Genomic DNA, 22,159 nt, shown 5'->3' with positions numbered 1-22,159 from the left:
TCTCCTCGTCCGCCTTGCCCATCTCCTTGCTCGCCTCCCCGCCCGCCTGCATGTCCGCCCGCTCGCCCGTTCATGAGCCGGACACCTCCCGCCGGGACCGACCGTCGAGCTGGGGCAGCCGGCCGAGTCTGCGGGGGTGCCAGGGTTCGCTCGCCGTGCTCTCCCACGCCCGGAACGGCATGTCCCACTCCGCGCAGAGGTACTGGACGGCGAACCGGCCGGTGGACGCGGCCCGGATCAGCCCGCCCAGGCCCACCCACTGCCCGGCCATCGAGAAGCCGGCCAGGCCCGGCAGCCGCATCCGGTCCTTGCCCACCAGCTCGGCCGCCACGTCGTCGGCGTCGGAGAACGCCTTCCAGGCCAGGATGGAGCCGTCGAAGTTCCCGGTGTACCGCTTGGTCGTGACCGGTGAGGCCACGTCGATCAGTTCGATCCGTTCGCCGACGCCGGGCAGGACCCGTTCCAGGAACCCCCGCACAAACGCGGCCACCTCGCGTTTCCGGGCCCAGTACGCCTTGCGGTCGGTGTCCCGCAGCTCCTTCCAGTGGGCGAAGTCGCTGAAGTAGGTGCAGTGGATCACCGACTTCCCCGGTGGGGCGAAGCCGTCCGAGTAGCGGGAGCGCAACTGCACCACGATGCTCTGTTGCAGCGCGCCCGGGAGGCGGGCGGCGTCCTCGGCGGTGAGCAGATAGGTGGTGCTGTGCGGGGTGCCGGGGCCGAGGTCGCCGTCGATGCCGACGAACGCCGAGACCACGGCGGGGAAGAGGGCGCCGTCCCGGTGGAGCAGCTCGTTGTAGAGCCGGTCGATCCTCGGCCCGGTGTACCGGCCGCCGAGCAGGGTGTGGATGGTGGTGTGGCCGTCGCACGCCGCCACGACGTGGTCGGCGTAGTACCGCTTGCCGTTCGCCAGCTCGATGCCGATCGCCCGGTCCTCCTCGACCAGGATCCGCGCCACCCGGGCGCGGTAGGTGATCGAGCCGCCCAGACCGGTGAACCGCTCCTCGATCGAGCGGGCGAGACCCAGCGAACCGCCCTGTGGGAAGCCCGCGTTGCGGTGGTGGGCGGCGGCCATGTTGAAGAGGTACGGCAGCAGCGGGAACCCCTCCGGGTCCTGGAAGAAGATGTTCCGGAACGCCCGGCGCAGCAGCGGGTCCTGGAACCGGTCGGCGTAGGCGTGCATGGGCGTCGCCGCGGTGCGCCAGAACAGCCGGAAGGCGGGCAGCACGGTCCGCAGGGTCGCGGCCCGCTCGCGCACGGTTCGGAGGGCGGGCGCCGTCAGGAAGGGGTACAGCTCGATCGCGAGGAACCGCCGTAGATCGCGGCAGAAGGCGCGGATCAGTTTCGCGTCGGCGGGCGAGATGTCCAGCAGATGCCGTTCCAGCCGGTCCGGGTCGTTGTGGAAGGTCACCGACCGGCCGGTCGCCTCGTCCACGACCCGGTTGAACATGTCGAAGTTGGTGATGGTCTTGCCGTCGAGCGCGCCCAGTTCGCGCCAGATCTGGTGCGCCTCGTTCCCGTACGCCGTGCCGATCAGCCATTCGATGCAGTAGTCGAAGAGGTAGCCGTCCCGGGCCCAGGCGGTGCAGCAGCCCCCGGGCAGTACATGCTTCTCGAAGATCCGGGCCCGGATGCCGCTCATCCGGGCGTAGCAGCCGGTGGACATCCCGGCGACGCCCGCGCCGACGATGATGACCCGGGGCTCCCCGCCCGCCCCGGTCCGCCGCCCGGCCGGTCGGCTGGTCCAGTCGTTCTCGCCGCTCCGGTGGTCCGGGCCGGTCGCGCGGGACCGGCCGTTCAGACCGTGCCCGTCCGGTTCGTCGTTCCGGCTCGGGTCGCTGCTCCGGCCGTTCTCGTCGTCAGCGCGCATGGGCGGCCACGTCTCCCGTCAGCGTGCGGTGGACCAGCTCGGCGTTGCGCGGGAGGTGGTCGGGGTCGAGCATGTCGGCGTGGGTGCCGGAGCCCCGGATCACGGTGTGCGCGGTGGTGGAGGTGCCGTGCCAGCTCCCGCGCTCGCCCGCCGCGTACAGCCCCGCCTTCTCCTCGTCCGTGACGACGCTGACGGCCGCCGCGACCTCACCGAGGTTGGGGGTGCGCCCGCAGAACGCCAGGTACTCGGCGGCGTGCTCCATCGTCTCCCGGGCGACGATCTCCGATCCGGTGTGTTTGCGGAGGTGTTCCCGCAGTTCCGTCTCGAAGGCCGCGATATGGCCGGGGCCGGGGACGTACGCCTCCAGGATGCGGTACGAGTCGATGATGACCACATGGGCCACCTGGCGGCCGCGCCGCTCCAGCTCCTTGGCCGTCTCGAAGGCCAGATTGCCGCCAAGCGAGTAGCCGAGCAACCGGCAGGCCCCCTCCGGCTGGACGGATTCGACCAGGTCGGCGTAGCGCGCCACCTTGTCGTCCCCGGGCAGGTAGTTGAAGGCGGTGAACCGGTACCGCGGCAGCCGCCCGGCGAACGCCCGGTAGACGAGCCCCTGGCCACCGGCGGGCGGGAAGCAGAAGAGGTGCTCGTGCCCACCGGTGTTGAAGCCGATGTAGGGCCGGTCGTCGGCGGTTCCGTCGGCGACGATCCGGGCCACCGTGGCGGCCATCCCGTGCAGGGTGGTGGTCCGGTAGAGGCCACTGACGGGGATGGTGACGCCGAACTCCCCCTGTAGATGGTGGATCAGTTCGATCAGCTTGATCGAACTCCCGCCGACGTCGAAGAAGTCATGATCCGTGCTGATCTGTTCCCGCCCGAGCAGGTTCCGCCAGTGCCGGGCCATGCTCACCTCGTAGCGGGTCGACGGTGCCTCGTGGGCCGTTCCGCCGCCCGCGTCCGACTCGGGGCGGGGGGCCGGCAGGGTGGCCGTGTCGACCTTGCCGTGCGGGGTGAGCGGCAGCGCCGGCAGCTCCACGAAGTACGACGGGATCATGTACGTCGGCAGCTGCCCGGAGAGCCGGCGGCGGAGCGCGCGCCGGTCGAGGACCGTACCGGCGGCCGGCACCACATGGGCGCAGAGCACGGCCTCGCCCCGGGGGTCGGGCCGCACCGTGACCACGGCACGGGTCAGCTCGGGGCAGGCGGCCAGCCGTTCCTCGATCTCCTCGATCCCGATGCGGTGACCGTGCAGTTTGACCTGGGTATCGGCCCGGCCGAGCAGATGCGCCCGCCCCTGGGCGTCCCAGCGCGCGAGATCGCCGCTCCGGTAGAGGCGTACCGGCGGGGCGCCGGGGTCCCGGCTCAGCGTCCGGGTCACGAAGCGCTCGGCCGTCTGGTCCGGGTCGCCCGCGTAGCCGATGGCGACCCCGGCCCCGCCGATCCACAGTTCGCCGGGCACGCCCGGGGGGACCGGTTCGCCGTGCCGGTCGAGGATGTGCAGGGTGCTGTTGGCGAGCGGTCGGCCGATGGGAACCGTGCGGCCGGCCTCCAGATCGTCGGCCGGGCCCTCGAAGTAGGCGCTGTCGATGGTGGCCTCGGTGACGCCATAGGAGTTGATCACCCGGGTGCGGGGGCCGCCGAGGGCGCGCAGCCGCCGGTACTCCCCGACCTTCCAGGTGTCGGAGCCGACCACCAGCAGCCGCATGAAGTCGAGCCGCAGCCCGTGGCCCTCGCAGTGGTCCAGCAGACCGCGCACGATCGCCGGTACGAACTCGGCGCAGTCGACGCCCTCCTCGTGCATCGTCCGGTAGAGCCGGGGAGTGTCGAAGAGCAGATCGCGGTCGGCCAGCACCAGGGTGCCCCCGGAGCAGAGCGCCCGCACCACGTCGCCGGTGAAGACGTCGAAGGACGGAGCCGCCAGTTGGAGGTGCACCCGCACCTCGTCCGCCAGCCGGTACTCGGTGTGCCAGGCACCGTACGCCGAGGTGAGATTGCGGTGGCTGACCTGGACGGCCTTGGGGCGGCCGGTGGAGCCGGAGGTGTGGATCACATAGGCGGGGGAGTCGGGGTCCACGGCATCGAGGGGATGGGTGAGGGGTTCACCGCCTGAGGTGTACGGGAGTGTGGCGCGGTCGTACGGGGGTGTGGTGGCGGCGCCCGCGGCGCCCGCGGCGCCGGGCGCACCCGCGACACCCGCGACCCCGACGGCAGCCGCGACCCCGACGGCAGCCGCGACCCCGGGGGCGCCGGTCCCGCGCGATCCGTTCTCACGCGATCCGTTGCTGCCCGGCCCGGTCCCGCCCTGTGCACGGCCCCCCGGCCGGCTGCCGCCCGGATCCGTCACGCCCAGCTCGGCGAGGGTCAGCGTCATGACGGCGTCCCCGCCCGGCCCCGTACCTCCGCCCGGCCCCGTACCTCCGCCAAGCCCCGTACCCGTGCCCGGCCCCGTACGCCCGCCGCCGCCCCCGGGTAGATCGTCCACGACCATCAGCACCGCCTCGGCGGTACGCACCATCCGGGCGATCCGACCGGCCGGATGATCGGGCTGGACCGGCAGATACGCGCCGCCAGCCCGGAGTACCGCCAGCAGCGTGATGACCAGCTCCGGCGTTTTGTCCAGACAGAGCGCGACGACGGAACCGGCCCCGACGCCCAGCCCCCGCAGCCGACGGGCCAGCAGCTCCGACCGGCCGTCGAGTTCGGCATAGGTCAGCCGCCGGGCCGCCCCCCGCGCCGACGCCGGTACGGAGACGGCGACCGCCCCCGGACGCGCCGCCGCCATCCGGCCGATGAGCCGGTGTACCGGCAGCCCGTCCGCCGCGCCCTCCGCCGCGGCCGGGGCGAGCCGCCCGGCGCCGCTCCACTCCGCCACCAGCCGCTCCCGCTCCGGCGCTTCGAGCATCCCCAGCCGACTGGTGGGTTCATCGGCCTCCGCCCTGGTCAGCGCGGTGAGCAACTGGACGTAGTGCGAGGCCAGCCGCCGCGTCGTCGCGGGCAGGAAGAGGTCGGTGTTGTACTTGAACACACAGTGGAACCGGTGCTCCGCCTCGTCCTCGTAGGCCGACAGCGTCAGATCGAACTGGCCCTCCTCCTCCGGCAGCTCGATGTACTCCAGCCGGTAGCCGTACTTCTCGGTGGCCACCTTGTGCGTGAGCAGGATGAACATCGCCTGGAAGACGGCGGACCGGCTGGGATTGTGCTGGAGACCGAGCCGCTCGACCAGCAGGACGAACGGATACTCCTGGTGGTCCAGCCCGTTCAGCACCGTCCGGCGCACCTGCTCCAGCAGCTCCGCCACGGACGGTTCGCCGGACAGGTCCGCGTGGAGGGGCAGCGGATTGACGAAGTACCCGTAGACGGAGCCGTACTCCTGCCGGGTGCGGCCGGTCACCGGACTGCCGACGACCAGATCGTCCTGACCCGTGTAGCGGTGCAGCAGAAGGTAGTAGGCGCTCAGCAGCACCACGAACGGCGTCACCTCGTGCGCCCGCGCCACCTCGTGCACCCGGGCGCTCAGATCACTGTCCAGCACGAAGAACTCCGACGCGCCGTTGTGGGTCTGCACGGCCGGCCGGGGCTTGTCGACCGGCAGCTCCAGCAGCGGTACCCGGTCCGGCAGGTGCGAGCGCCAGTAGGCGAACATCCGCTCCGCGTCGGGCCCGGCCAGGAACCGGTTCTGGTCGTTGAGGAAGTCGAGGTAGCGGGCCGACACCGGCGGCAGCTCCGGCTCGGCACCCCGCCGCAGCCCCTCGTACACCGCGAGCAGTTCCTCGATGAAGGTGAAGGTCGAGATCGCGTCCGAGACGATGTGGTGGACCGCCTTCATCATCACCCAGCGGCCGGGCGCGCGTTTGAACAGCCGGAACCGGAAGAGCGGGTCATGGGCCAGGTCGTACGGCCTGCGGTACTCGGCCACGATCGTGCGGTGGATGTCCTCCCACTCCTGACCCTGTACATCGAAGAGCCTGAGGTCGGGCCGGACGTCCGGGGAGACCCGCTGCACGGCCTCGCCTTCCACCAGCACGAAGTTGGTGCGCAGCGCCGGATGGCGGGCGACCAGCCGCCGGACGGCCTCGAACATCAGGTCCGGGTCGAGTTCGACGCGCACCTCGACCGCGCCGCCGATGTTGTAGGCGTAGCCGTCCGGGTTGAGCTGCTTGAGGAACCAGAGCGCCTTCTGGTTCTGTGTCAGCGGATACTCCTGCTCGTCCTCGAACACCGCGGGCGCCGTGGTTTCGGCGTGCCCCTCGTCGGCCGCCACCAGCGCGACCAGCCCGTCGTACAGCCGGGTCGTCAGCTCACCGACCGAGACACCGCTGAGCAGGGCGACCACCGGGAGCGCGATCCCGAAATCGGCCCGCACCCGGGCCCGCAGCTCCATCGCCAACAGGGAGTCGAGACCCAGCACGCCCAGTCCGGTCGCGGCGTCGATCCGCTCCGCACCGGTCCGGAGCACCGAGGCGACCAGGGCGGTGAACCGCTCGGCCACCAGGGAGCGCCGCTCCGCCGGGTCGTCGGCGGCCCGGAAGGCGTCCACGAGACCGTGACCACCGGTGGGCCGCTCCTGGGGACCGGTCGCCGCCAGCTCGGCCACCAGGGGCGGCGGCGCCGCGTACCAGGCGAGGAAGACCGGCCAGTCGACGACGGTGGCGACGAGGAGTTGGGCCCGGTCCTGGCCGATCACGCGCTCCAGTACCGCCATCCCCGCATCGGGCGCGAGCGAACTCATGCCCCGCTGGTGGAGGTAGTGGTCCACCAGCCCCAGTTCCTCGATCATGCCGGTGGCCCAGGGGCCCCAGTCGATGCTCAGCGCGGGCAGGCCCCGCGCCCGGCGGTGGTGGGCGAGCGCGTCCAGGAAGGCGTTGCCCGCGGCGTAGTTGGTTTGGCCCGCCGTCGTCAGCAGGGAGGCGATCGAGGAGAAGAGCACGAAGTGCTCCAGCGGCTCGTCCCGCAGATGCCGGTGGAGCAACTGGGCACCGACGATCTTGGGTCGCTGGACCGCGTCGAACGTCCCCCGGTCCATCTCCGGTACGAGGGCGTCGCGCACCTGTCCCGCCAGATGGAACACCCCTCGGATCGGGCCCGGCCCGCTCCGCCGGTAGGCGTCGAGCCAGCAGGTCAGGGCCGCCTCGTCGGTGATGTCGACCGGTGCGTGCACCGGCCGCGCCCCCAGCTCCTCCAGCTCCCCGAGGAAGGCGACGGCCCGGCCCTCGGGGGTGGCGGGGTCGGTGTCGGACCACCGGTCGCGGTCGGGGAGCGCGGTACGGCCCAGCAGGATCAACCCCCGGGCGCCGCGCCGGACGAGGGTGCGGCAGAGCAGCCGGCCGAGCGCGCCGAAGGCCCCGGTGACCAGGTAGTGGCCGTCGGCGCGCAGCCGCAGTGGCAGTGGCCGGGTGAGTCCGTCGGCGTGGCGGATCCGGCTGGTGCGGCGGTGCCCGCCGCGCAGCCCGATCTCCTCCTCGTCGGCGGTGAGGATCTCCCGGAGCAGTGCTTCGGCCTCCGCGGTCCGGTCCGCCGACTCTCCTTCGGCGGGGTCGAGGTCGATCAGCTTTCCGCCCCGGCCGATCAGTTCCTGATGGCGCAGGACCCGTCCCACGCCCCAGGCGGGCGCGCCCAGGGGTTCGACGGCCTCGCCGGGGGTCACCGGCTGCGCCCCCCGGGTGACGATATGGAGATCGCCTTCGGTCCCGGAGGAGAGCAGCGCGCGGGCGAGGGCGATCAGGGAGTAGGCGCCGGTGCCGGTGTGCTCGTCCAGGTCGGCGGCCGGGACCTGCGAGATGGCGGGCAGATCGAGGTTCCAGAGGTGCACCAGGGCACCGAGGCTGGTGCTGGTGCTGGTGCTGGTGCTGGTGCTGGTGCTGGCGCCTGAGTCTGAGTCGAGGCTGGCGCCGGAGCCGGAGCCTGAGTCGGAGTCGGAGTCGGAGTCGGAGTCGGAGCCGGGGCTGGTGCTGGCGCCGCCGCCCTCGGCTGCGCCCGCGACTCCGTCCTCGCCCGAGTGACCGCCCGCGCCCGCGACCCCGTGCCCTTGACCGTTCAGCTCGGCGAAGAGCCGTTGCCACTGCTCGGCGGAGCCCGGTTCGACGGTGAACTCCCTTGCTCCCGGACCCTCCCCCCGTACCGCGTACCCGTCGCCCGGCCGGACCAGATGGCACCGTCCGCCGCGCGCCGTCACCAGCGCCGCGAGCGCGTCGCCGACCCCCTGGCCATCGGCGAGTACCAGCCAGTCCCGCCGGGTCACACCGTCCGCGGCACTCTCCTCGCGTTCGCCCTCCGTGCCATCGGCGGCGAACGGCCGGTCGATCCAGACCGGCTCGGTGAGCCAGGAGTCGATGGTGCTCCGGGCGACCGCCGTAGCGGCCCGCTCCACATCGGCCGCGCGGAATCCGGCTATCCGGCCGACCGCGGCCCCGTCCTCCGTGTAGACCGCGATGTCTCCGACGAGTTCGTCCCCGCCTGCACCCTCCCCGCCGGGACCGCACACGGTGGCGTGCGCCCACAGCGGCTGGGCGCCCGTCGGATCGAGACGCACCTCCCCGATCGACAGCGGCAGCCGGATCCCGGTGCTCGCCGTGCCCGCCGTGCCCGCCGTGCTCTCCGTGCCGGTCGGTGCGTCCGGCAACTGCGATGTCAGCAGTGACTGGAAACAGGCGTCGAGGAGTACGGGGTGGAGGTGATGGCCCTCGGTGTCGGCGCCGAGCACGGCCGGGGCGCGGAGCCGGGCCAGGGCTTCCCCGGGACCGATCCACACCTCCTCGATGGCCTGGAACGACGGCCCGTACCGGTATCCCAGCTCCGCCAGGGCCCGGTAGCAGTCGGCGCCGTCGAGCCGCCGTGCGCACCGGGCGCGGATCGACGCCGGGTCGAGCGCGGGCCCCGGCGAGCGGCGCTGTCCCGCCCGTACGACCCCCTGGGTGTGCACGGTCCGTTCGCCGCCGGGGTCCGTCGACGCGACGGTGAACGCCGCGCTCTCGGTGGCGAGCGAGAAGGTCACGGTCCTGCTCTCCTCCTCGGGCAGGAAGAGCGCCTTCCGCAGGTCGATGTCGGCGAGTGCCGCGCCGGCGCCCCCGGTGAGGGCCCTTATCGCCTGCGCCGCCATCTCCAGATAGCCGGCGGCCGGGAAGACCACCGCGTCCTGGATCCGGTGGTCGGCGAGGTAGGGCAGCCGCTCGATATCGAGTTCGGCCCGCCAGGTCGGTTCGGGGTGCTCGGTGCGGCGGCCGAGGAGGGGGTGGTCCAGCTTGCCGAGCCGGACCCGCGCGACGGCCTCGGGCTCGGTCCAGTGCCGGTCGCGCTTCCAGGGGTACCGGGGCAGGGTCACCGGTCTGCCGCCAGGGTGCAGCACGTCCCATGCGATGTCGACGCCCAGATTGTGCAGCGCGGCAAGCGAGGCGCCGAATCGGCCGGTCTCACTCTCCCGGCGGCGGATCGACGGCAGCGCACGGCCCGGGAGTTCGCGCTCGTCGAGGCACTCACGGATCGAGTGGGCGAGCACCGGGTGCGGTCCGATCTCCAGGAAGAGCCGGTGGCCGTCGTCGGCCAGCCGGTCGACCGCGGCCCGGAACCCCACCCGGTCGCGGACGTTCCGCCACCAGTACCCCGCGTCCAGCTCCGGGCCGACGGCGACGCCGTCCCGGGCCGTGGTGTAGAGGGGGATCCGCGCGTGCCGTGGCTCCAACCGGTCCAGGCAGGACAGCAGTTCGTCCTTGATCGCCTCCATCCCGGCGCTGTGGTACGGCACCCGGACCGCGAGGAATCTGGTGAAGATCTGCTCGGCGCCCAACTCCTCCGCCAACTGCGCCAGCGCGTCCCGCTCCCCGGCGAGGGTGATCCCGGTGGGGCTGTTCACCGCCGCCACCGAGACCCGGTCGCCGTACGGGAGCACCCGGCGCTCGGCCTCGCGCTCGGAGAGGCTGACGGCGAGCATGGTGCCGGTGCCGGACAGGGTCTGCTGGAGACGGCTCCGGTGCACGGCGATCCGTACCGCGTCCCGCAGGCTGTAGACACCGGCCTCGTAGCAGGCGGCGATCTCTCCGGTGCTGTGTCCGACCACGGCGTCGGGTCGCACCCCGTACCGGCGCCAGAGGGCGGCGAGGCCGATCTGCACGGCGAGGTTGGCGGGCTGGGCGAGCCAGGTCTCCGCCATGCGCGAGGTGTGCTCGTCGGCGGCCATCTCATCGGCCAGCGACCAGTCGGTCAGCTCGCGGATCTCCCGGTCGCAGTGGACGATCGCCTCCCGGAAGACCGGCTCGCGCTCGTACAACTGCCGCCCCATGCCCCACCACTGCGGTCCCATCCCGGTGAACACCCAGACCAGGCGCCGGTCGGCCGGGTCGAGCCGCCGTCCCTCGACCACGCCCGGATGGGGTTCGCCGCGCAGATAGGCGGCGAGCCCCGCTTCGAGTTCGGCGGGGGAGGAGTGGACGACGGAGAGCCGGGACTCCAGGTGCTGGCGGCGGTGGGCCAGGGTGTGGCCGAGATCGACGGGTGAGACCCCCGGGCCGCCGTGGGCCCCCGCCAGTTCGTTCCGGATGCCTTCGGCGACCTCCGGCAGGGCGTCGGCGGTACGGGCGGTCAGCGGCAGGATGGTCCAGGGGCGCTCCGTCGCCGGGGGGCCGGGGTCGGCCGGTGCGGGGGCCTCCTCCAGGACGACATGGGCGTTGGTGCCGCCGAAGCCGAACGCGTTCACCCCGGCGCGGGCGGGGCCCTCGTGGGCGGGCCACTCGGTGACCCGGGTGGGGATTTCGTACCCCAGCGCTGCCAGGTCGATCGCCGGGTTGAGCCGCTCCAGATTGATGTGCGGCGGGATCAGCCGGTGCTCCAGGCAGAGCGCCGCCTTCATCAGCCCGGCGATGCCGGCGGCCGACTCGGTGTGCCCGATGTTGGTCTTCACGGAGCCGACGTAGCACTTCGCGCCGGGTGCCCGTCCGACGGCGAGCGCCCGGCCCAGCGCGTTCGCCTCGATCGGGTCGCCGAGCGGGGTCGAGGTGCCGTGCGCCTCCATGTACTGCACCTGGCCCGGGGTGATGCCCGCTTCGGCGCAGACCCGCTCGATCAGGGCGACCTGGGCGTCCGGGTTGGGCACCGTGATGCCGTTGGTGCGACCGTCCTGGTTGACCCCGCTGCCGGTGATCACGGCATGGATCGGGTCCCCGTCGCGCACGGCGTCCGCGAGCCGCTTGAGCGCGACGACGCCGATGCCCTCGGCCCGTACATAGCCGTTGGCCGAGGCGTCGAACGTCCGCGAGCGGCCGTCGGGCGAGAGGAAACCGCCCTTGGTCTCGGCGATGGTGTACTGCGGCGCCATGTGCAGCAGGGCGCCGCCCGCGAGCGCGAGATCCGTCTCGCCGCCGTTCAGACTCGCGCAGGCCAGATGCACCGCCACCAGGGAAGAACTGCACGCGGTGTCGATGGAGAGGCTGGGGCCGCGGAAGTCGAAGCAGTACGAGATGCGGTTCGACACCATCGTCATCATGGTGCCGGTGGCGGTGTGCGCGGCCAGCGAGTCGAAGCTCAGGTCCGAGAACTGAAGGATCTTGTAGTCCAGGGTGAACGCGCCGACGAACACGCCCACATCGGTACCGGCGAGCGCGGCCGGCCGCTGGCCACCGTCCTCCAACGCCTCCCAGGAGACCTCCAGGAGTTTTCGCTGCTGGGGGTCCATCTGGTCGGCCTCGCGCGGACTGATGCCGAAGAAGGCGGGGTCGAACTCGTCGAAGCCGTCGATGTATCCGCCCCGGCCGCCGGTCAACCGGCCGGGCTTGGCCTTGAACCGGCTGCCGAGCGTGGTGACGTCGTACCGGTCGGCCGGTGTCGGCGTGACGCAGTCCCGGCCGTCCACGAGATTCCGCCAGAAGGCCCGGTGGTCGGAGGCGCCACCGGGAAATCGGCAGCCCATGCCTATGATCGCCACTCCGCCTCGTACGGGGATGTTCGGGTCGGCCATGGTGGAGCTCCTCACGTCGTGGCACTGCGGGCACGGGGGATCACGGTTGGAGTGGTGCGGGGGGTCCCGTCCGGCGGGCGGAGGGGCCGGCCGTGGGGGAGCGCCGGGGAGTCCGAGCGGTGGACTCACCGGAGTGGTTGACCAGTCGCCCTAGGCTTTGGACGCGCTGTTGGAGCGGCGCCGGCGACAGGGGTGGAGCAGCGTGGCGACGATCTCCCCGGTGCCGGGGAACGACGCCGGATCACCGAGCCCGACCGAGACCGGCTCCCGTCCGGGACGCCAGGTGTAACTGCCGAAGAGGTGGTCCCAGACCGAGAGATCGGACCCGTAGTGCCCCGCCTCGGCCAGGACGGTGCTGTGGTGGAGGCGGTGTTGCTCGGGACTGGCGAGCAGATGGTTCAGCCCGCCGATGCGCACATCGATATTGGCGTGGGTGAAATAGCCCTGCACGGCCACGAAGAGTCCGACGACGAAAACGGATTCACGGGAGAATCCGATGAACGCCAGGATCAGTTGAACTGCTCCCTGGGCGAGCAGGATGTCGAGCACATGGTTGACGCCGTTGTTGGCGACATTCACTTTTGTCGGGACGTGGTGGACGCCGTGTAGCCGCCACAGCAGCGGGTTGGCATGACCCCACCGGTGTACGAGATAGCTGGCCAGCGATCCGATCAGCAGGGCGGCGGGAATCTCGGCCCCGAGTGGTAAAGCCGGCACGGACGGCGACACGATTCCGACGGCCGTGGTCACCAGGGCCTGGGCCAGCGCGCTCCCCACCATGGTGAACAGGAAGTACACGCCGTACCAGCGCCATTCACGGCGATCGGGATGCCAGTCGGGTTCATACGGGATGAGTCGTTCGAGAGCGGTCAGATAGAGCAGGACTCCCACGGTGAAGAGCGGGCTCACCTGCGCCGGCGCCCACCCGAGCAGCAGCGTCGCCGCCCCCACCGCAACCATGGCGGCCAGCAGTACGGGATAGGCCGCCTTCCGCAGCCGGTCCTTCGCGGCGGATGATTTCTCCCCGGCCGTCGAAACCGTGACGGGGCCTGCCGCACCACCAGATGAATTTGCGTACTCAGCCATCCACGGCTCCTCTGGGAGAGGCACGGCGCAGCGGAACGAGCGGGAACGCGGCACCGTATGCGGAGACCGAAGGAGGGTGGGGGTAGGCCCTCATTTCGGCGCTCCGTGACGACACAGATCGCGTCCTGTCCAAACGCTCATGACTAGCTCGGGGCGTGGGATGTCGACGCGCAGCCGGGGTCTGAAACCTGGAGATCCGATAGGGGTGACCCGGCACCCTACCGCCTCTGTCCACTGACCATTGGACAGTAATCGCTTGCTGTGCGGAATGCGGTTCGGGTGGTTTTCGTCAATGTGAGTTACATAGTGGTATTAGTCACTTCATGCGAGTACCGCACCGGTGTGCCCCGTCGGCGGGGGTGGCCGGCAAGCTAGTCAAGCTTGACTAATCTCGAGTGGCGCCCTACTCTCTTCCTCATGGCCGTGCTAGTCAAGCTTGACTACATGGATGGTTCGCAGCGAGGAGTCCCATGCCTATTGTTCTGCCCGACACCGGATACGCCCCCACCGCCGAGGACCGCGAGAGCCTGGACGCCTGGTTCGCCGCCTACGACGACGCCAGCGGAGCCCGCCAGATCGAGCGCATGGCCGAGATGGCGGCCTTCCCGCTCAATCTGATCAGCGACGATTCGGCCGGGAACGGCCGGTCGGCGCAGTGGGACCGGAAGCAGTACACCGAGACCATGACCCAGGTCATGGGGGAGGGGGGCGAGGACATCACCTTCGAATCGGTGCGGACTCCCGTCTTCCTCTCCGCCGCCATGGCCGTGGTCTTCAGCGACTCGGTGATGACGGCGGGCGGGGAGACCCGGCAGTTGCGTTACGCCGACATCCTGATCCGGCGGGACGGCGTCTGGGCCTTCCAGACGATGGTCCAGGGTGGCTGGGGCGACAACCTCTAAGTCCTGTCCGGGCGATCTTCGCGGGCCCGACAAGATCGCCCGGACCGGGCCTAGCTGCTCCTCCCTCGGCGGTCGTGCTGCGGGGTGTGGGGGAGGGGGAAGGGGAGGGGACGGCCGACCATGTCCCAGATCGGGTCGAGCGTGGTGTGCTGGTTCATGGCCGCAGCTTCCCACGGGCGGTGGGTGGTTCGTCAGTCCTCACGTTCGGTTGCACTCGAACGCGTACGGTTTTCCCGCGCCGCGCCCGGAGGGTCCGGCGCCACGGTATCCGCGTCGGACCTCGCACGCTCCCTCAGTCCCCCCGCCGGACTCTGCGGGGTGGCGGACCCCGACGCTCCCTCAGTTCCCGCCGCTCTCCGAGGGGTAGCGGACGCCGACGCGGTCCCGGATCGCGTCGAGCGTCCGCATCACCGCCAGCGAACCGTCCAGCGGCACCAGTGGTGATTCCGTCTCGCCCGCCCGCAGGCAGCGCATCACCTCGGCGGCCTCGTGCGCGTACGACAGCGGTTCGCCGTCGGCCGTGAACTCCTCGGGCTCCCGGCCCTCCCGGTGCAGCGTGAACCGTTCCGGGGCGAAGAAGCCGCGCCCGAACTCGACCCGGCCCGCCGAACCGCTGACCGTCGCCGTGATCGGGCTGTTCGCCTCGATGGAGCACGAGAGCAGCGCCGACGCGCCCGACTCCCAGCCGAGCAGTACGGCCGTCGTCGTGTCGACGCCCTCGGGCGAGAGCCGCGCATGCGCTGTCACCCGGTCCGGCTCGCCCAGCAGCAGATGCGCGAACGACACCGGATACACCCCCAGGTCCAGCAGCGCGCCGCCGCCCAGCGCGGGGTCCCGCAGCCGGTGCTCCGGAGGGAAGGGCCCCGCCAGCCCGAAGTCCGCCTGCACGGTCCGTACGTCACCGATCGCGCCGTCCGCGACCAGTGCCAGGAAGCGGCGGACCAGCGGATTGCAGTACGTCCACATCGCCTCCATCAGGAAGACGCCCCGGTCGCGGGCGATGCCGACCAGCTCCTCGGCCTCCGCCGCGTTCAGGGTGAACGCCTTCTCGCAGAGCACCGCCTTGCCCGCCTCCAGGCAGAGCCCGGCGGCCGCCCGGTGCGCGGAGTGCGGGGTTGCCACATACACCACATCCACCTCGGGGTCGGCGGCGAGCGACGCCCAGTCCCCGTACGCCCGGGGGATGCCGAACCGGTCAGCGAAGGCCCGCGCCGACGCCTCCGTACGGGACGCCACCGCCACCACCTCGGCGTCCGGCATCCGCAGCAGGTCCGCCGTGACGGACGCGGCGATACCCCCGGTCGCCAGTACGCCCCATCGAACGCCCCGTGTGCTCTCGCTCATCCGCCCCGCCCATCGATCAGGTGTTCCCCGAGCTGAGAGCATAGGAAAGGATTCAACGATATGGAGATCTGATGTCGAAGCCGGAGAGCGGCCGAGCCAGTACAGAAGTACACATACCCGACCGGACCCCCGCTCCGACTTCCCTCCCGGCCCCCGTGCCGACGGCCGGACCCTCGTCCGGCACCGGGATCGTCGCCGCGCGGCGGGCCGGACTCCTCTTCACTCTCGTCCTGGGCGGGCTCACCGCGCTCCCGCCGCTCTCCATGGACATGTATCTCCCGGCGCTCCCCGCCGTCACCGAATCCCTCGCATCGCCCGCCGCCACCGTCCAGCTCACCCTCACCGCCTGTCTGTTGGGCATGGCGCTCGGACAGCTCGTCGTCGGCCCGATGAGCGACCGGTGGGGCCGCCGCCGCCCGCTGCTCGCCGGCATGGTCGTGTACATCGTCGCCACCGCGATCTGCGCCTTCGCGCCCACCGTCGAACTGCTCATCGGCTTCCGGCTGCTCCAGGGGCTCGCGGGCGCTGCGGGCATCGTCATCGCACGGGCCGTCGTCCGGGACCTGTACGAGGGCGTGGAGATGGCCCGGTTCTTCTCCACCCTGATGCTGATCTCCGGCGCCGCCCCGATCATCGCGCCCGTCATCGGCGCCCAGGTACTGCGGCTGACCGACTGGCGCGGCATCTTCATCGTCCTCGCCGGTGTCGGGGTGCTGCTGACCCTGGTGGTGGTGAAGTGGCTGCCCGAGACCCTCGCCCCGGAGCGGCGGCACGTCGGCGGGGTCGGCGAGGCCCTCCGTACTATGCGGGGACTCCTGGCCGACCGCGTCTTCGCCGGGTACATGCTCACCGGGGGGCTCGCCTTCGCCGCGCTCTTCGCCTACATCGCGGCTTCGCCCTTCGTGGTCCAGGAGATCTACGGTGCGTCCCCACAGGTCTTCAGCCTCCTCTTCGGCATCAACTCCGTGGGGCTCATCGCCGTCGGGCAGATCAACGGCCGGATCCTGGTCGGCCGGGTCGGTCTGGACAAGGTGCTCGGCGTCGGACTGATCATCCTCGCGCTGGCCGGGACCGCGCTGTTGCTGATGACCTCCGGCGCCTTCGGTGAGGCGAATCTGTTCGCCGTGGCCACCGGGCTCTTCGTGCTGATGGCCGCGATGGGTCTGGTCACGCCCAACACCAACGCCATGGCCCTCAACCGGACCCCGCACGCGGCCGGTTCCGCCTCCGCGCTGCTCGGGACGTCGTCGTTCCTGATCGGGGCGGTCGCCTCACCCATCGTTGGCATCGCGGGGGAGGCGACCGCCGTGCCGATGGCCGTGGTGCAGTTGGTGTGCGCGCTGACGGCGATCGGCTGCTTCCTGGGGCTCTGCCGTCCGTGGCAGCGCCGCGCGGGCGCGGTGATCTAGTACGGCGTACGGGGGAGTGACCCCACGGTCGTCGCAGGCACCCTTCGGCACACGGGTTCCGGGGTGGCACCGGGGCCGCACCGGTCCTGCCGATGGTCACCTCCGGCCACCTCCGACATGGGAGGGCGCGGTGGTCACTTCCGGCGCGGATGCCCCAGCAGCCGCAGCCGGTCCTTCGTGTCCGTCCAGCCGAAGACGCCCACCCCCGCCGCCTCGGCGCCCGGCAGCCGCACCGTCGGACCCAGCGGCCGGGGCGTCGCCGAGCCCGGACCCAGCTCCACCGGGACGCCGCCGCCCGCGAGCGCGTCCGGCGCGTTCCGGGCGCCGATCGCGCCGTAGGCGGTGCCCGTGTCGGTCACCGAGGTCAGGGTCAGCGGCCGGGAGTCGCCCGCCGGCTCGACGCACCGCCCCTTGCGGCGCTGGAGGTCGAAGACGAGATTCCCCGCCACGAGATGACCGCCCCCGGGCGAGAGCACCGCCCGGGGGTGCTCGCCCGGTTCGATGGCCGGCTTCTGGCAGCGCGTCTGCACCAGCGGCTTCCCCGACGCGGTGTCGTGCACCGCCCAGACCTCATGCGTGGGGGCGTCCTTCCGCCCCTTCGCGAGACGCCACTTGGCCAGCAGTCGGCCCGGTGCCACGGCGGTCGGCACCCCGGACGCGCGGTCGGTGCCGGCCGGGGCGGTGTTCCCGCTGTACCAGCCGCCCCGTACCCAGAAGCCCGTCTCGCCGCTGAGCAGCAGCCCCTTCGCGGTGACCCCGCGCACCTCGGTCAGCCGACGGCAGCCCGCACAGCCCTTGGGGTGGGCGAGCGCGGTCTCCGGCACCCGGGTCACCTCACCGGTCGCCGGATCGACGACGGCGTTACGGGTGCGGCCGTCGCCGACGAGGATTCCCGGGCCGGTGCCGGAGACGGTCGGCGGAGTGGGCCAGGGCAGTTCGGTCCGCTGCCGGCCGCCGGTCTCGACGTCGTACACATCGAGCACGACGAAGGTCTCGGTGGCCGTGAGCACATCGTCGCCGCCCGCCGTGCCGAACGACCAGACCACCAGATACTCCCGGCCGTCCTTGGCGACGGAGAGCAGCCGGGGGACGGCGGCCCCCGGACCCGAGCGGCGGTCGGCCGAGGCCGGGGGATGCCAGGGGCGGCCCGTCCAGACGGGACGGCCGGAGGCGATATCGAAGGCGCGCAGCCGGAAGCGGCCCGGCCCGACGCGTTCCAACTGGGCGATACGGCCGCTGGCCGGCGCGATTGCGTACCCGAGCGAGGCGTCGGGGAGCTCCCACCTCGGCCGGGGCTGGTACCCGCCGGGGACGGCGAGCCGGGTGAGGGGCGGCGCGGCGGTGCCGGTCGCGGCGCGTGGCGTGGAGCCGGATGCGCCGTCCTCACCGTCATCCCCGGCCGTGCCGCACATGGTGAGCAACAGGAGCGCCGCCAGTACGGTGGCACCCGCCGTCAGGGCCAGCCGTGCGACTCGCTGTCTCATGCGCCCCTCGGTGGTCTCATGAATCCCCCTCGTGAGCCCCCGGCCGGGTCCGGTGACCGGGCCGCCCCTCCACGTGCTGACGTCCGCCTGCGCACGTTCCGTGTGATCACGTTCCGTGTGCGGCGGAGGCGGTCAGCGTAGCAACGCGCCCCCGGGGCCGGGCACATGCTCCCCGACCCCCGGGCCCCGGGGCAGGACGCGTCAGCCCCCGCCCGTGAGGGCCTAGAATTTCTCGGTGAACGCCACCCTCCCCAGCGCGGAATCCCTGCGCGCCGCCCTCGCCGGTCTGCTCGACGGGCTGCCGCCCACCCAGGCCGCCCGGGCCGTCGACCGGCTGATCGCCAACTACCGGGGGACCACCCCGACCGACGCCCCCGTACTGCGGGACCGGTCGGACGTCGTCGCGTACGCCGCGTACCGGATGCCCGCGACCTTCGAGGCGGTACGGTCCGCGCTCGGCGCCCTGCGGGACGCGGCACCCGACTGGGTACCGGCCACCCACACCGACATCGGCGGCGGTACGGGCGCGGCGAGCTGGGCCGTCGCCGAGGCTTGGCACGACGAGAGCCCGCCCGGGGAGCAGCAGGGGGAACGACCGGAGCGGGAGGGCGCGGGGGACGGCCCGGGACCACGGACCACCGTGCTCGACTGGGCCGAGCCCGCGCTCGCCCTCGGGCGGGAGCTGGCCGTCGCGTCCGGCGCGCCCGCGCTGCGCGCCGCCCGCTGGGAGCGCTCGCGGATCAGCGCGGCCATCCGCATCGACGACGCCGACCTCGTCACCGTGTCGTACGTCCTCAAGGAGTTGACCGAGGCGGACCGCGCCGCCGTCGTCACCGAGGCCGCGCGTGCGGCGCGGGCCGTGGTCATCGTGGAACCCGGCACCCCCGACGGCTATCTGCGGATCATCGAGGCCCGTGACCGGCTGATCGCGGCCGGTCTCACCGTCGCCGCGCCCTGCCCGCACAGCGCCCCCTGCCCCATCGTCCCCGGCACGGACTGGTGCCACTTCTCGGCCCGGGTCAGCCGTTCCTCACTGCACCGCCAGGTGAAGGGCGGCTCGCTGCCGTACGAGGACGAGAAGTTCAGCTATGTCGTGGCCACCAGATTCCCGGTGCGCCCCGTCACCGCCCGGGTCGTCCGCAAGCCGCAGCTCCGCAAGGGCCTGGTCCTGCTGGACCTCTGTGGGACGGAGGAGACCCTGACCCGCGCCACCGTCACCAAGCGGCAGGGGGCCGTGTACAAGGAGGCCCGTGACGCGGAGTGGGGCGACTCGTGGCCGTCCCACCCCGCACCGTAGGAACGGAGCGGCTCAGGCGCGTAGTTCCTGCGTACAGCACTTCACGCTGCCGCCCCCCTTCAGGAGTTCCCCGAGGTCCATCCCGATCGGCTCGTAGCCCCGGTCCCGCAGCGGTTCGAACAGCCCCACCGCCGCCTGCGGGAGCAGCACATGGCGGCCGTCGCTGACCGCGTTCAGCCCGAGTGCGGCGGCGTCCGGCTCCCCGGTGATCAGGGCGTCGGGGAAGAGCCGGGCGAGGACCGCGCGGCTGCCCGGCGAGAAGGCGCCGGGGTAGTACATGACGTCGTCCGCCGCGTCGTCCAGGACGGAGAGCGCCGTGTCGAGGTGGTAGTAGCGCGGATCGACCAGGTCCAGGCCGATCACCGGCCGGCCGAAGAATTCCTGTGCCTCGCCGTGCGAGAGCGGGCTGGAGCGGAAGCCCCGACCGGCCAGGACGTAGGAGGCGGTGACGGCGAAGTCGCCCTCGCCCTCGTTGATATGGGTCGGTTCCTGGACGACGGGGAAGCCGGCCGAGCGGAACCAGTCGCGGTGGGCGGCGGCCTCGGCCTCCCGTTCCCGGTGGGCGAACCGGGCGAGGAGTACCCGGCCGTCGATCACGGTCGCGCCGTTGGCGGCGTAGACCATATCGGGCAGATCGGGCCGGGGGGTCAGCAGTTCCACGGTGTGGCCCAGGGCGCGGTAGCGGTCGCGCAGGTCCTCCCACTGGGCCATGGCCAGCGGGAGATCGATCGGTTTCGCCGGATCCATCCATGGGTTGATGGAGTACGTCACTCTGAAGTGCGCGGGTGGGCACATCAGATAGCGGCGCGGCGACGCGTCACGAAGCGATGAGCGCAATGAGGGCTCCTCACATGCGAGTACGACGGTGGTGCACGCGGTCTGCGTGTGTTCAGCCATGGTGCGGCCAAGGGCCCGGTTGTGTCCGGGGTCGGTCGTGTGGTGTTCCTTTCGTTGGAATCCGGCCGTTTCGGGGCAGGGCGCCGATGGCCTGTTCGATATATCCGGTGTGTCCGGGTCCGTTCGGCGCGGGACGACCGGTGCGGGTGGTTCGGTGGGGCGAGGGCGGTGCGGGTGGTTCGGTGCGGGTGGGCGAGTGATCACCGTGTGATCGATCAAATGTCGAGACGATACGTCTCGGTTCTCGGTTGGTAGATTGAGTGCCATGACCGACACCAAGGCACCCGACTCCAGCCGCCGCAGCGACCGCTCCCGCCACGCGATCTACGAAGCCGCACTCGCGCTCGTCGCCGAGGTCGGCTACGCCCGTACCACCATCGAGGGCATCGCCGCCCGCGCCGGAGTCGGCAAGCAGACCATCTACCGCTGGTGGCCCTCCAAGGCCGCCGTCCTCCTGGAGGCGTATCTCGACCTCGCCGGCCAGGCGGCCGGGGACGAGACCGAGATCCCCGACACCGGCGATCTGGCCGCCGACCTCAAGCTGGTGCTGCGCGCCACCGTGGACGAGATGAACAACCCCGCCTACGACGGGCCCACCCGCGCGCTCGCCGCCGAGGGCGTGGTCGATCCGGCCCTGGGAGCGCAGTTCGTGGAGAAGCTCCTCGACCCGTCGCTCCAGCTCTACGCGCGGCGGCTGCGCGCCGCCGAGGAGGCGGGCGGGCTGCGGCCGGGGCTCGACCTCCGGATCGCCCTCGAACTCTTCGTCGGGCCGCTCACCCACCGCTGGCTGCTGCGGACCCTGCCGCTCACCCACGACTACGCCGACACCCTCGTCGACTACGCCCTGCACGGGCTGGCGACCGAGCCGCCCCGCTCCTGAGCCGCCCCGCCGCCCGGAGGGAGCCCCCTCCCGAGGGGTTCCGCGCGGTGCCGGGAGCGCCCCATGAGCGGGCCAAGAGCGGGCCAAGACTGCCCCGGGCGACCCCCGCGACCGACCCCCGGTTGGAAACTGTGGCCACCTACGGCGCAGGATGGTGCGACGATGGTAGAGACCACGTGGGGCGAGCGTGAGCTGTGAGGGGATAGATGGGCGACGGTAAAGGCCGCTTCCGCGGCACGGAGAACGGGCTCTCCTGGGAGAGCCGGCTGCCCCAGTGGCTGCGCCGCCGCCCCAAGGACATCGACCCCGGCGCGGCCGACTCCAGCCGTGAGGATCTCCTTCTCGCCGTCGCCTCGGCGGGTATGCCCCTGGCGCCCGCTGCCCACCCGGTCTCGTACCGATGTTCCTGTGACCGCATCGGCTGTCCCACCCCCGGCCGGCACCCCGTCTCCTTCGCCTGGCAGACGCAGTCCACCACCGACCGCTCGCAGATCCTGCGCTGGGCGCAGGGTCAGCCGCAGGCCAACTTCATCACCGCCACCGGCATGGTCCACGATGTGCTCGATGTGCCACTGGACGCCGGGCGCGCCGCCCTGGACCGGCTGCTGGAGCAGGGCATCGAGGTCGGCCCGGTCGCCGAGTCCACCGGCGAGGGCGAGGCGGGGCGGACGCTGTTCTTCACCGCCACCCGCGGCACCCCGGAGGACGAGGACGAGTGGTGGCCCTGTGAGCTGGACTGCCGTCCCGAGACCATGGACGAGCACCCCGGGCTCCGCTGGCACTGCCGGGGCAGCTACGTCCTGGTACCGCCCGCCCGACTCCCCGGTGACCACGAGGTGTACTGGGTGCGCGGCCCCGAGCTGCCGCTGCCGGATCCGCTGACGCTGCTGGAGACCCTGACGGACGCCTGCGCGCGGTATGCCGGCGAGGTCGAGGCCAATGAGGCGCTGGACGAGGAGCGGCACCAGACGGCGTGGCCGATGGGCCGCCGCTGAGCACCCGCGGTGACCGGACCGGGCTGGTGGCTCGGTCCGCATCCGGCCTGAACGCCGG

General features: G+C 72.0%; 11 protein-coding genes. 5 read left to right on the top strand and 6 right to left on the bottom strand.

Annotated elements, in window-relative coordinates:
- Positions 1-70 precede the first annotated feature (70 nt).
- The 3 genes from ACH4S7_RS02485 to ACH4S7_RS02475 form a co-directional block, all read right to left on the bottom strand.
- Positions 71-1,867, bottom strand: a complete 1,797-nt coding sequence (locus tag ACH4S7_RS02485; RefSeq protein WP_398519183.1) for a phytoene desaturase family protein — start codon at positions 1,865-1,867, stop codon at positions 71-73.
- Complete coding sequence (locus ACH4S7_RS02480; RefSeq protein ID WP_398519182.1) at positions 1,857-11,807, bottom strand: condensation domain-containing protein; 9,951 nt, start codon at positions 11,805-11,807, stop codon at positions 1,857-1,859. Before ACH4S7_RS02480 ends, ACH4S7_RS02485 begins: the two co-directional genes overlap by 11 nt.
- 150 nt (positions 11,808-11,957) lie before the next feature.
- A complete protein-coding gene (locus ACH4S7_RS02475) occupies positions 11,958-12,893 on the bottom strand; it encodes a sterol desaturase family protein (RefSeq protein ID WP_398519181.1) in 936 nt (311 codons plus the stop codon).
- Between the two features lie 470 nt (positions 12,894-13,363).
- Between ACH4S7_RS02475 and ACH4S7_RS02470 the strand changes: the two genes are divergently transcribed.
- Complete coding sequence (locus tag ACH4S7_RS02470; RefSeq protein WP_398519180.1) at positions 13,364-13,795, top strand: nuclear transport factor 2 family protein; 432 nt, start codon at positions 13,364-13,366, stop codon at positions 13,793-13,795.
- Positions 13,796-14,134: 339 nt separating this feature from the next.
- Here ACH4S7_RS02470 and ACH4S7_RS02465 read toward each other — a convergent pair whose 3' ends face one another.
- The gene (locus ACH4S7_RS02465) at positions 14,135-15,139 is read right to left on the bottom strand and encodes a Gfo/Idh/MocA family protein (protein ID WP_398519179.1); all 1,005 of its coding nucleotides are present in this window, start codon (positions 15,137-15,139) and stop codon (positions 14,135-14,137) included.
- A gap of 71 nt (positions 15,140-15,210) precedes the next feature.
- Between ACH4S7_RS02465 and ACH4S7_RS02460 the strand changes: the two genes are divergently transcribed.
- On the top strand, positions 15,211-16,548 hold the full coding sequence (locus tag ACH4S7_RS02460) for a Bcr/CflA family multidrug efflux MFS transporter (protein ID WP_398519178.1): 1,338 nt from the start codon (positions 15,211-15,213) through the stop codon (positions 16,546-16,548).
- Between the two features lie 134 nt (positions 16,549-16,682).
- Here ACH4S7_RS02460 and ACH4S7_RS02455 read toward each other — a convergent pair whose 3' ends face one another.
- Entirely contained in the window at positions 16,683-18,032 is a 1,350-nt protein-coding gene (locus ACH4S7_RS02455; RefSeq protein WP_398519177.1) for a hypothetical protein, read from the bottom strand.
- Positions 18,033-18,267: 235 nt separating this feature from the next.
- On the opposite strand from ACH4S7_RS02455, the gene ACH4S7_RS02450 reads away from it, so the two are divergent.
- Entirely contained in the window at positions 18,268-19,329 is a 1,062-nt protein-coding gene (locus ACH4S7_RS02450; RefSeq protein WP_398519176.1) for a small ribosomal subunit Rsm22 family protein, read from the top strand.
- 12 nt (positions 19,330-19,341) lie between these two features.
- Here the strand turns inward: ACH4S7_RS02450 and ddaH are convergent, their stop codons facing one another.
- Positions 19,342-20,166 carry a dimethylargininase gene (ddaH, locus tag ACH4S7_RS02445; RefSeq protein ID WP_398519175.1) on the bottom strand — a complete coding sequence of 275 codons (825 nt, stop codon included), beginning with the start codon at positions 20,164-20,166 and terminating at the stop codon, positions 19,342-19,344.
- Positions 20,167-20,491: 325 nt separating this feature from the next.
- Between ddaH and ACH4S7_RS02440 the strand changes: the two genes are divergently transcribed.
- Positions 20,492-21,106 carry a TetR/AcrR family transcriptional regulator gene (locus tag ACH4S7_RS02440; protein ID WP_398519174.1) on the top strand — a complete coding sequence of 205 codons (615 nt, stop codon included), beginning with the start codon at positions 20,492-20,494 and terminating at the stop codon, positions 21,104-21,106.
- Between the two features lie 206 nt (positions 21,107-21,312).
- Positions 21,313-22,101 (top strand): bifunctional DNA primase/polymerase, encoded by a 789-nt coding sequence (locus ACH4S7_RS02435; protein ID WP_398519173.1) that lies wholly within the window; start codon positions 21,313-21,315, stop codon positions 22,099-22,101.
- Positions 22,102-22,159 lie beyond the last annotated feature (58 nt).

It is taken from the genome of Streptomyces sp. NPDC020965 (assembly GCF_044333555.1).
Taxonomy (GTDB): Bacteria; Actinomycetota; Actinomycetes; order Streptomycetales; family Streptomycetaceae; genus Streptomyces.
The sequence above is the reverse complement of the archived record's forward strand: the minus strand, read 5'-3'. Positions and strand labels throughout refer to the sequence as shown.

Coding starts and splice junctions, on each gene's coding strand:
- ACH4S7_RS02485 (WP_398519183.1), bottom strand. CDS start 1,867: ATGCGCGCTGACGACGAGAACGGCCGGAGCAGCGACCCGAGCCGGAAC.
- ACH4S7_RS02480 (WP_398519182.1), bottom strand. CDS start 11,807: ATGGCCGACCCGAACATCCCCGTACGAGGCGGAGTGGCGATCATAGGC.
- ACH4S7_RS02475 (WP_398519181.1), bottom strand. CDS start 12,893: ATGGCTGAGTACGCAAATTCATCTGGTGGTGCGGCAGGCCCCGTCACG.
- ACH4S7_RS02470 (WP_398519180.1), top strand. CDS start 13,364: ATGCCTATTGTTCTGCCCGACACCGGATACGCCCCCACCGCCGAGGAC.
- ACH4S7_RS02465 (WP_398519179.1), bottom strand. CDS start 15,139: ATGAGCGAGAGCACACGGGGCGTTCGATGGGGCGTACTGGCGACCGGG.
- ACH4S7_RS02460 (WP_398519178.1), top strand. CDS start 15,211: ATGTCGAAGCCGGAGAGCGGCCGAGCCAGTACAGAAGTACACATACCC.
- ACH4S7_RS02455 (WP_398519177.1), bottom strand. CDS start 18,032: ATGAGACAGCGAGTCGCACGGCTGGCCCTGACGGCGGGTGCCACCGTA.
- ACH4S7_RS02440 (WP_398519174.1), top strand. CDS start 20,492: ATGACCGACACCAAGGCACCCGACTCCAGCCGCCGCAGCGACCGCTCC.
- ACH4S7_RS02435 (WP_398519173.1), top strand. CDS start 21,313: ATGGGCGACGGTAAAGGCCGCTTCCGCGGCACGGAGAACGGGCTCTCC.